Annotated in this window: 9 protein-coding genes and 1 pseudogene; all 10 read right to left on the bottom strand. The window is 63.1% G+C overall.

Annotation, left to right across the window (positions count from 1 at the left end):
* Positions 1-1,619, bottom strand: a 1,619-nt coding sequence (ltrA, locus tag BZF57_RS20120) for a group II intron reverse transcriptase/maturase (protein WP_086740703.1), incomplete at its 3' end; no start/stop codon positions are given.
* A gap of 605 nt (positions 1,620-2,224) precedes the next feature.
* Positions 2,225-3,238: a conjugal transfer pilus assembly protein TraU gene (traU, locus tag BZF57_RS20115; RefSeq protein WP_086741126.1), complete on the bottom strand. Its 1,014-nt coding sequence runs from the start codon at positions 3,236-3,238 to the stop codon at positions 2,225-2,227.
* Positions 3,235-3,477, bottom strand: a complete 243-nt coding sequence (locus tag BZF57_RS20110) for a hypothetical protein (RefSeq protein WP_240506069.1) — start codon at positions 3,475-3,477, stop codon at positions 3,235-3,237. Before BZF57_RS20110 ends, traU begins: the two co-directional genes overlap by 4 nt.
* Before the next feature lie 32 nt (positions 3,478-3,509).
* The gene (traW, locus tag BZF57_RS20105) at positions 3,510-4,166 is read right to left on the bottom strand and encodes a type-F conjugative transfer system protein TraW (protein ID WP_338029951.1); all 657 of its coding nucleotides are present in this window, start codon (positions 4,164-4,166) and stop codon (positions 3,510-3,512) included.
* Entirely contained in the window at positions 4,163-4,687 is a 525-nt protein-coding gene (locus BZF57_RS20100) for a S26 family signal peptidase (protein WP_086741122.1), read from the bottom strand. The genes traW and BZF57_RS20100 overlap by 4 nt, the downstream gene beginning before the upstream one ends.
* A 161-nt stretch (positions 4,688-4,848) precedes the next feature.
* Entirely contained in the window at positions 4,849-5,223 is a 375-nt protein-coding gene (locus tag BZF57_RS20095) for a TrbI F-type domain-containing protein (protein ID WP_240506068.1), read from the bottom strand.
* Positions 5,224-5,450: 227 nt separating this feature from the next.
* A complete protein-coding gene (locus BZF57_RS20090; RefSeq protein ID WP_086741119.1) occupies positions 5,451-5,882 on the bottom strand; it encodes a hypothetical protein in 432 nt (143 codons plus the stop codon).
* A pseudogene (locus BZF57_RS20085) lies at positions 5,879-7,855 on the bottom strand (TraC family protein); the annotation flags it as partial. The gene BZF57_RS20090 and the pseudogene BZF57_RS20085, both read right to left, overlap by 4 nt.
* A gap of 122 nt (positions 7,856-7,977) precedes the next feature.
* The gene (gene istB / locus BZF57_RS20080; protein WP_086738086.1) at positions 7,978-8,718 is read right to left on the bottom strand and encodes an IS21-like element helper ATPase IstB; all 741 of its coding nucleotides are present in this window, start codon (positions 8,716-8,718) and stop codon (positions 7,978-7,980) included.
* A gap of 11 nt (positions 8,719-8,729) precedes the next feature.
* Positions 8,730-10,256: an IS21 family transposase gene (gene istA / locus BZF57_RS20075; protein ID WP_162290999.1), complete on the bottom strand. Its 1,527-nt coding sequence runs from the start codon at positions 10,254-10,256 to the stop codon at positions 8,730-8,732.
* Positions 10,257-10,395 lie beyond the last annotated feature (139 nt).

Raw genomic sequence — 10,395 nt, 5'->3', positions numbered from 1 at the left:
AGTAGAGTAAGACGCGGGCGCGGTGCGGTGTCTCCACCGCCCGTTTCCCACGCCTTCTCTCCGAACCGGACGTGCACCTTTCGTTGTGCATCCGGCTCTCCAGAAGTCATGGCGAATTCGGGTTTTCTCATCCATTTGAGTTCGAACCGGTGGACAGGTACGTAGCTCATCAAGAATTGCTCCGTACCTCCTTCAGCCCAGACCTTGGTACCCGGATGGGCAACACTCGGCCTGCGGCCCGATGCGATCCTCCTCCCCGGAACACGCTTGTGTTTGGCCCGAAGCCACAGCCAGAGGCGTTGCCGCACATGCCAGTCGAGACTGGCAAAGATGCGCTTGGCCCCCACGCAGTAGCGGTAGTAGGCGGACCACCCCCGGAGGTATGGATTGAGTTCCTGAAGCATGGCCGCGAGCGAACGCCGAAGCGTCTGCCGCCGGGCCATTTGATTTATCCGTATGCGGAAGCCGTTGATCGGCTCACGCGGGATTTCGATGCGGGCATGAAGCCCGAATCGCTTGTCCCACTTAAGCCGCACGCGGCATCCCAAGAACCGACAGCCCGTGGTTAGCGCAGTGATGCGCGTCTTTTCGGGCGAGAGCGTCAGACCCATCGCCTCGTGCAGGTAGGTCGCCAACGCCTGCTTTTCGGCAAGCGCGTCAGCTTCCGTTCCCGACACGAAGATCAGGAAGTCATCGGCATAGCGGACAGGGTAGAAGACCGTTCGACCGGCCTTCCGGTCCTTGTCGCGCTTGATCGCCGCGAGCCTGATCCCATCGGATTTCAGCTCCGGGCTTTCGGGGCGGCGGACCCAGTCCCGATACCGTTCCTCGATCACGCTCAGCGCAATGTTGGCCAGTAACGGGGAGAGCACGCCGCCTTGCGGCGTGCCGGTGTCGGTGGGGCTGTACGTGACATGCTCCAAGACCCCGGCCTTAAGGAACTGCACGATCAATCGGTTCACCTTGAGGTCCGCGACGCCGTGGCGCACGCGTTCCATCAGGGGGTGGTGGCCGATGTTGTCGAAGCAGGCCTCAATATCGCCTTCGATTACCCATTGGTACGGCGCATTGTGTCGGTAGCCATCTGCCGCAGGTTTCCCCCGCGACTGGATGGTCAAACGGATATGTTCGAGGCAGGCTTGGCTGCCGCGTCCGGGCCGGAACCCGTATGAGACAGGCCAGAACCGGGCCTCGAAGATCGGCTCCAGTACTTGTTTGACCGCGCACTGCACCACGCGATCCTTGACCGTAGGGATACCGAGGGGTCGGAACTTCCCCGGTTTGCCCGGCTTTGGGATCCACTTCCTTCGTGCAGGGGACGGACGATACTCGCCCGCCCGGAGCTCCTCGCGGAGCCCTTGAAGGAATTTGTCGACACCAATTCCAGCGGCAATTTTCTCTACGGTCGCCCCGTCGATCCCCGGAGTGCGTTTGCCGCGATTACCGGCAATCGTCCTCCAGGCCATGTACAAGTTGCGGGGATCGGTCACCCAATTCCACAAGTCGTAGTATGGTTCTTCGGGGTGCTCCCGACTCCACTGGTAGAGCTTTCTCTGAACGCCGAGGAGCCAAGCCTTTGGGGCTTGATTACCAGAGTCCACTGGTAGTTCCTCCGTCATGACAGCCCACCGACTTCCTGCCCGCCTTCGCCATGTGGACGGCTTTCCCGTCCTCGGACTACTACGCAGGCTCCGCCCCACCAGCGTCCATCCCCGGTCTCCGCGGATAGCCTGCTCCGAAGCAGGCGGACGATGATGGTTCCCGTGTTCCGACGATCAACCTTGGACCCGTAGGTGCGACGCTTAACCCCTTGCGGCTCGGGTCTGCGGGCAAGAAAGGACGACCCGCAAACGAATACTCTGCAAGCATTCACCAGAAGGCAGCATACCAAACCAACCGGTTCACACCGCGATCTCCCCACCCCGTCAGGTGATCGGGAGTTCAACTGTAAATAAAGAGGCTTCAGACACGTCATTCGCTTGTATCTCACCTTAGGCCCTGTGGTAGCCCGACCTGCGGCTGACGGGCCGCATTCGGTACATTTCAGGTCTCCTGCTTTGAGGCCGACCGCCGGAACGCGGCAAACCTTGGAGACCCCCTTCCGACCCGATTCCTTCCATCAGGTGGGGTGGCATCGCAGCCACCGGTCGATCGCCAGCAAGACGATCGAAAGGAATATGATATTGAATTACATACATATTTCCTTTCTGCGCCGTCACGGCGCTCACATGCAGCAGTTGCGCTTGCGCCAGAGCAGATAACCAAAATCCTCGCCGCCGACCGGATAGCCGCGCCCGACATCCGGTGGCATGGTCGAGGCTCCGATTGGCGAGCAGGCGTATTTGCCGTTCACAGTCGCGATCGGATTGGTCATCTGGATCCGGTATTGCGACTTCTTGAGGATCGGCATGATGTATTTGCCGCACAGCGCCTTGGAGCCCGCCGTGCCCCAGGCGAGACCTTGCCGGTGCATCTTGAACAGCAGCCGCTCGGCCGCGAGCCGCGAGGACTGGACCGGCGAATTGTGCGCCGCGATGTTGCCGTTCATCGGGAACATCGACCCGTTGCAGCCATCGCACCAGAAGAGCTCATCGAGCGGCAAACTCGCCGTGGCAGCGGCGCAGTCACCCGCGCAAGCCGCCACCGCAATGGGATTGGCAAAAAGCGCGACCTCAGGATTGATGAGCGTGGTCAGCGTATCGTCGTTCCACAGAGGGTCGATCTCGGTCATGTAGGCGATATCGAAGCTCGCGGATTCAAAGCACAGGAAGTCGGTCAGGATCTCCATCCAGTAGAGCAACGGGTAGACGTAGTAGTGGGCGTGATAGTTGGCGGTGTTGGCGGTGCGCCCTCCCCCCATCTGCGGACCCGATACCTGCCCTCGCCCGACATCGAAGCCGGGATCGAGCTTCAAGCCGCCGAGGTTGGGAAAGCACCAGGGCTTGGTGGTCACATCGACCATCCGGGCCGGCTCCCAAAAGCCCACCGCAAGGCCGATGCGCGGGACCGGTGAGCCGCAGGCGCAGATCGGCAAATCAGGGTTCTTGGTATCAGGGCGGCCCTTCCAGAGCTTGGCGCCGCCCAGCGAGATCGGGAAGATACAGCTCCAGCAGACATCGGTCACCGGATTGACGAACTTGCCGGAGCACTTGGAAGGCGGCGTCTGCGCAACCGCAGCAGCCGGCGCCAGGGCCACCGCCAGGAGCGCAAAGAGCGCGACGATGAGCCGGCGGATCATCGTTCGCTCTCCTCGAGGAGATGGGACAGCCAGGCGTCGTCGGCCCGGGTCTTGACGACCCAATAGGTCGGCACGAGCGCGATGAGGACAAGGAGCTGCCCTGCCACCAAGGCGCCCGCGCCGGTCCCGATCGCGGCCTTGAGGGGGCCGATGGCCGCGATCGAGACGATGAGCGACAGACAAATCGCAAGGGTCGCCATGCGCATGACTTTGAGGACACGCGTTTCAGGCGCGGCCATCGGTGTACGCAAGAAATCGAGCCAAAGAGGCATCAGCTCGCCCCCTTCGCCGGCAGCACGATCTCGCGCACTTCGAGGAGCTGACCCTTCTGCGAGACCACTGCGGGCACATGAGCAATTCCAAAATGCCCGGTCAGCTGGCCTTGCTGATCGAAGAAGAAGCGGCGCTGGTATTCGCCCATCCGATCGTAAGGGGAGCCCGACACGAAGATGATCTTGGCTTTGGCGCTCGCCCAGTTTTTGGTCGCCCAGGCGAGCTGGTCTGGATCGCGGCCGTCGACGAACACCAGGTCGGTGGTCATGTCGATCAAGGCGAGCGGATTGACGCGCGCGCCGCGCGCAGCAATCACATTGCCCTTCTGATCGCGCACGTCGTTCTCGACCACGATCGACGGATCGAACAGCCAGCTGCGGTCCTTCTGGGTCGCGGAAATGCCGGGTACGGGCAATGGGTTGCGCACCCGATACTCGGTCTTGGCGACCAGCTCGCGCTGCATACGCTCGATGCTGCCATTGCCTTCGAGGGTCTTCAGCTTCGCGTCAATCGTGGTGAGGAGATCAGGCTCGGCGATCGGCCAGGTCTGCCCCATGACGCCATGGTCGCGCGCAAAGGCCATCGAAACCAGCGGCGCGACCGTGGTCAGGCTCAGGAGCGTGAAGCCCGTCGCAAGGATCGGCCACGCCCTCACAGGATGGGTGTCCCTGTGCCGAGAATGGCCTTGCGGCAGGCAAAGCCAATCTCGGCATAGCGGCTGTCGAACCCGTCAGGATGATCGGTCCCGACATAGTAGCAATCACGCGGGACGACACCGGTCGGCCCCGGATGCAACGGCTCGCCCAGGCGGGTGCGCGGCTTGATGCGCGCGACCTTGACGCCGTCCACATAAACCAGATCACCGCGATGCTCGACCACTGCACCCGGCATGCCGATCACCTGCTTGCCGAACGGCCCTTGATCGGGTCCGAAATGGCGGCTGACGAGTTCACCCGGCGGCGGCACGAAGAACACATAGTCGCCTTTCTTGGGCGCCTTGCCCGCACTGACGAAGAAGGCCCAGTTGGGCAGGCTCTCGCTTGCGTTGATCATGAAGGAATGACTGTCCTGCCATGCGGCAATCGCATTGTGAGAGACGATGCCGGCGGCAAGGACGCCGATCATCGCCCAGCGGGCAAGAACCGAAGGACGGCGAGATGTGTTCGGAGCGGTCATCGGAGGATGCCCCAGCCAGAAGTTGATGTCGCTTCAGGTGCAAGCGCAGCCTGAGGGCACACCGACCGTACGAAAGGAGGCAGAAGGGCCGCCGCCATCACTGATCCGCGGATGGGTGACATCGGCGAAGTGCTCATGACGGCGTCCCTCCCCTTCCCGACCTACTGTCCCGGGACCGGCATCGCGGCCGGGCCAGTGGGCAGTTGCTGCTGCGGCGCAAACGCCGGAGGCGAAGCGGCTGCGGGCGCGGCAGGCGGAGGAACCTTGGCATAGATGGCGCTGCGCACCTCGGCCGTGATGTCGGGCACGTTCTGCGAGAGCACCGCTTCGCCGACCATCACCGTGGTGCCGTCGGCGCCGCGCGCCTTCAGTTCCTCGCCGAGCGCGGCCATGAAGGCCTGGGTCTGCCGGGTCACGATCTCGGGCGGCGTGTTGCTACGGGCCTGAGCCTGAACGTACTCACCGATGATCTGTTCGAGCCTGACGCTGGCGATTGGTGCCTTCACTACGGACGGATCGAGGATGTTCTTGGTCACCCAGGCGCCCCAGAGGAGCGCGGCAACCGCAAGCGCTGCGAAAAGGAACACACTTGGCGGCAGACCCTTGCGGCGCTGCCCTGATCGAGGCGCGGAAGGCCGCGACACAGCAGCATCCGGCGAGCCACCTTCGGTTTTGGGGCCGCCATAATCTCTCTCCGCAAAAGCCATCGGCGTCGCATGCGTCTGCGCCGTGGGCGGGATGAGAGTTAGCTGCTCGGACATGGTCAATCCTTTCGCGGGGCCGGGTCGGCCGAAAATATGGTGGCCAGCGAGCGGTAGCGGGCCGCGCTGACAGTCAGGAACAGGACGAGGGTGACAACTGCGAGCTGGCGAACGAAGAGCGCCTGACGTGCAGGCTCGGCATCGCCGAAGCGGTTCGAGAGGTTCGCCAGGTGGGCAAAGAAGCCCTCGGCCGAGAACGCGCCCAGCGCCATGAAGAACACGGCGTAGAGTCCGAAAGTGGCGAGCGCCGTCAGGGCAAGCCAGCCTGCAAGCCGCAGCGTGAAGTAGCACAGGTCGGCGACAATCCCCCGAACGGGAAACGGCTGCGCGACCGCGCCGTTCCGGCTGCTCACAGGTTCGGCTGACAACGGGATGATCCCTTCGGCCGCGATGCGCGCGGCTTTCTGGAACCGGCCGGGAAGGGGCACGGTCATTCTGCCGCCTCCCGCATCATCTCGCGCTCCAGATGGGGGAAGGCGACCATCTCGATCGCCTCATCCATCGTAAAGCCCTGCTCCATGAGCCGTTCGATGCGCCCGAACACGGCCGGCGAGGACGAATAGAGCGTCGCCGAATAGGGATCGAGCACCAGGCGGCCGACCGCCAGCGTGTCAGGGCCCTTGATCATCACGTCGGAATAGTCGGTGCCGCTGCGCTTCAGGGACCGGAGCAACGCCTCGGTGTAGGGATCCATGTCGAAGCGGCCGTGCTTCTGGAAATCCGCAATGGTCTCGGGCTTTTGCTGAAGGATGACCGACCAGTCGGAGTTTTCGAGCGCCGCCAGCGAGCCTTCCGACTTGTAGTAATCGTTCAGGCTCTGCGTCGCCGTGATAAGCGAGGCTCCGTATTTGCGGCAGGTGCGGCTGTAGGTCTCGACGAAATCAGCCATCGAACCGCCCCGCAGCATCTGCCAGGCCTCATCGATCAGCAGAGCCTTGGGGATCTGCCGGTCGATCTTGCGCATTGTCTGCGAGGACAGGAACATGATTGCCGTCAGAACCACCGACCGCAGCTCCTCCCGGCTCGAGAGGTCAGAGAGCTCGAAGACGGTGAAGTCGGACGACATGTCGACCGTCGCCTCTCCCATGAAGAACCGGCCATAGGTGCCCTTGGAGGAGAACGGGAACATGGCAGTCGCCAGATCCTCGGCCGCGAGGCTCCCATGCGCCACCAGCACCTCGACCACGTCGTCGATCGACCCTTCGCGTCCCTTTCCGTGCCACGCTTGACCCACCGCATTGTCGATGAGGCCGCGCTCGGTATCGTTCAGGTGATCCACATGCCGCGCCATCTGGCCGATGATGGATTTGAGCATGGCAAGCGCATCGACGAGGTAGTCCTCATCATTGTCGATGAGCTCAGCGTCGATCATCGAGAAGGGGTTGAGGCTGAATCCGTCGCGCAGCCGAAACTCGACGAACTTGCCGCCCAGCATCTTGGACATGTGCTCGAACGAACGCCCGTCGTCGATGACGATAATCCGGGCACCGATCCCTGCGAAAGCGGCGCAAAGCTCCTGGAGCGCCACCGACTTGCCCGATCCCGACTTGCCGAACACCGCCACGTTGTGGTTGCCCGCGCTGTTCTCGAACGGCGACCAGAAGAAGGGTTGTCCGCGCCGCCCGATGAACATCAGGTGCGGCTTGGTCCCACCGAGGAACTCACCCTGAAGCGGCGCGAGATTGGCAGCGGTGGTGGTGAGCATGGTGCGCAGCCGCTTCATGCGCTTCAGATCGACATCGAGCCCGTTGCCGAGTGTCATCGGCAGGCAGGACATGAAGGCCATGATCTGCAGGAAACGCTCGTCGAGCAGATCCCATCCGGCCGCCTTGTAGATCGACTTGATGGTGCGCTCGTTCGCATCGCCCTTGCCCTTGGGGCTCATGATGCCGACCGTGTAATAGACCTGCACGAGCTTGCGGCCGAGGCGCAGCTCCTGCGTCACATGTTCCCACTCGCGGCTCTGGTCCTTCAGCTGCGGCAGAAGCCGCGCCGAGGGCGTATCGGCAAGGCTCGAGGTCCGCATGAACTTGTATCCAGCCTTCGAACTCGCCGCTTCCTCGTCCTGGTAGACGATGCACAGGCTGGTCATGGTCGGGCAGCCCGGGCGCAGCTTGTCGGCGAACATGTCCCCGATCACCTTCTGGCAGTCCCACGGTGCCCAGCGCGTCGGCAGGTTGCGAACCGAGAAAAACCGGTAATCGAACGTGTCGGGACGGATCTCCTCGAACTCGGTCTCCCCGGCAAGCGTGGTCACCGCCCGCAGCGGCTCGCAGGATACGAGAATGCGGTCGGGCTGCACCACCGTCTGAACATCGCGGCGCATGCACTGATCGGCGATCGGATCGAGCTCGCAATAGTCCTCGACATGGTCCGAAACATCGAAGGCCGGGGCAGTGAGATCGTCGTGCGGATTCCGACGATCGCGCGCATGTATTCCGATCTGATGCCGCGCAGCGTTCCGCTTTGATCGCGCGCAGGTGAAGCACCTGATCGTTGGTATGTTGTGGCACTATGCTTTGCCGCGGGTCAAGCGGCTTGAGCGGCGATGCTTCGCCGCATGGATTCCCCGGATAGCTCGAGCCTGTGGGCGTTGTGGACAAGCCGATCGAGGATGGCATCGGCGTAGGTCGGATCGCCGATGAGATCGAACCAGCGCGCGATGGGTAGCTGGCTTGTTACGAGCGTTGAACGGCGCCCATAGCGATCCTCGAGGATCTCCAGCAGATGATGGCGGGCATTGCCATCGAGCGGCTCAAGCCCCCAGTCATCGAGGATGAGCAGGTCCACGCGGGCCAGGCTCTTCATGCGCGCAGCAATGCGGCCATCGCCCTTGGCAAGCGACAGCTCGTCGATCAACCGCGGCAGGCGGGTGTAGAGAACCGAGCGATTGTCACGGCAGGCCTGATGCCCGACGGCGCAGGCCAGCCAGCTCTTGCCGACCCCTGCTGGTCCGATAATCGCACAGTTCTCATGGGCAGCGATCCAGCTGCCCTTCAGCAGCATTTCGAACAACCGCCGATCGAGCCCGCGGGCGCTGCGATAATCAACGTCCTCAGGCACGGCTTGGTGCCGCAGCTTTGCCTGACGCAGGCGCAGGGCGAGGCGCTTGTCATTGCGCCATGTCGCTTCATGATCGAGCAGCAGCGCCAGCCATTCCGCGTGGTTCAGGCTGGCGGCATCGCCATTGCCATCCAGATCCGCAAAGGCTTGGGCCATGCCGATAAGGCCAAGCTGGTTCAACTGATCAAGTGTGGGGTGTTTGAGCATCCTTGCTCCTTTCAGTGGTAGTATTGAGAGCCCCGGATATTGTCGTGCAGGATCGGCTCGCGCTCCGGGGCTTTGGACACGGGCACCTTGTCGAGCCCCTTTTCGAGGATCGATTTTACAGACGGATAATTGCGCGCGCCGATCTCCAGCGCGCGAAGCGCAGCCGCTTCAAGGCGCTCAGCGCCGAACCGCTTGGACAAGCCGATGATCCCCAGGCACGAACGGTAGCCTTGCTCGGGATGCGGCCGGTCCTCGATGATGCGCGCCATCAACAGCGACAGCATCGGGCCGATCCGGCCCGCCTCCTCCTGGATCTTTGCCGGTGTCCAGTCGAGATAGCGCCGGTGGCTCGATGGCATGTGCTCGGGCACGGTCGTGTGCCGACCATTGCCACTGCCGCGCATGTGCACCGCGATCCGCTCGCCGCCGAGGAAGATCTCGACGCTGCGGGCCGTGTAACGCACCTCAACCTCGCGCCGCGCGTAGCGGTGCGGCACCGAGTAATGATGCTGCTCGAGCGCGATATGGTAATCGAGCCCAACCCGGCAGCGCTTCCATTGCGCATGAACCCATGGCTCCGGTGGCAGCGGCTTCAGGTTCGGCGCATCGACCTCCTCGAACAGCTGGCGGCGCGTGCGGCCGAACTGGCGAAGCACACGGCGCTCATTCAGATCAGCAAGGCACTCGGCAATGGCAGCGTTGAGCTCGGCCAGGCTGTAGAAGATGCGATTGCGCAGACGGCCCAGCACCCAGCGCTCGACGATCCTGACACAGGCCTCAACCTTCGCCTTGTCCTTGGGCCTCCTCGGCCGTGCCGGCAGCACTGCCGTCCCGTAATGCCGAGCCATGTCCGTGTAGCTGCGGTTGAGCATCGGATCGAAGTGGCAAGCCTTGATCACCGCGACCTTGGCATTGTCGGGCACCAGCAGCTGCGGCGCTCCGCCGAAGAATGCGAAGGCAGCATTGTGAGCCTCGGCCCAGTCAGCAAACTGCTCGGTCCAGGTCGCACACGCAAACGACAGGCTCGAGCCGCCCAGCACCGCGACGAACAGATGCGCATCGCGGATCTCGCCGGTTCTGCGGTCTACCACCACCGGCACCGTGTCGCCCGCATAATCAACGAACAGCTTCTCACCGCCGGCATGGCTCTGGCGCATCACCAGCGGCAGCCGGCCTTCCCAGCGCCGGAACAGGTCGCACCACCGGCTGTAGCGATAGCCGTCGGGGTTCGCCGCGTGGTATTCCTCCCACAGGATCTGCAGCGTCACGTGCTTGCGCTTCAACTCGCGCGCCACCACCGCCCAGTCGGGCTCAGGCAACTTGCGGCGCCCGGGCTTCACCCCTGGCACGCCGTAGAGCCGGGACTCCAGGTCGCTGTCCGTCATTTCAGGCTGCACTGGCCAAGTCAGACCCGACCGATCGAACCGCCGAAGCGTATCCCGGACCGTCGTCGGTCCGACCCCGACCCGCTCGCCAACCACCCGCGTCGAAAGCCCGCAGTCCAGACTCAGACGCAAAATCTCGCGCACATGGCGCATCGTAACTCTCCTCGTCGGCATGCATTCCTCCAACCGTTATCCGGTCGAAAGAATGCCCCAACGATCAGGTGAGCCTCACCTCAAACTGCGCGCGATCATATCGGAATGCTGCGCGCGCAATTCTCGGAACACCGCGCGC

Origin of the sequence: Erythrobacter colymbi (genome assembly GCF_002155685.1) — a bacterium.
In the GTDB taxonomy this organism is placed as follows: domain Bacteria; phylum Pseudomonadota; class Alphaproteobacteria; order Sphingomonadales; family Sphingomonadaceae; genus Erythrobacter; species Erythrobacter colymbi.
Note: the sequence above shows the minus strand (reverse complement) of the source record. Positions and strands in the feature narration are given on the sequence as shown.

Bases quoted from the DNA above. Each gene is read 5' to 3' on its own strand.
- BZF57_RS20110 (WP_240506069.1), bottom strand. From the start codon at position 3,477: ATGGCCGCGCCTGAAACGCGTGTCCTCAAAGTCATGCGCATGGCGACC.
- BZF57_RS20090 (WP_086741119.1), bottom strand. From the start codon at position 5,882: ATGACCGTGCCCCTTCCCGGCCGGTTCCAGAAAGCCGCGCGCATCGCG.
- BZF57_RS20100 (WP_086741122.1), bottom strand. From the start codon at position 4,687: ATGACCGCTCCGAACACATCTCGCCGTCCTTCGGTTCTTGCCCGCTGG.
- istB (WP_086738086.1), bottom strand. From the start codon at position 8,718: ATGCTCAAACACCCCACACTTGATCAGTTGAACCAGCTTGGCCTTATC.
- istA (WP_162290999.1), bottom strand. From the start codon at position 10,256: ATGCGCCATGTGCGCGAGATTTTGCGTCTGAGTCTGGACTGCGGGCTT.
- traU (WP_086741126.1), bottom strand. From the start codon at position 3,238: ATGATCCGCCGGCTCATCGTCGCGCTCTTTGCGCTCCTGGCGGTGGCC.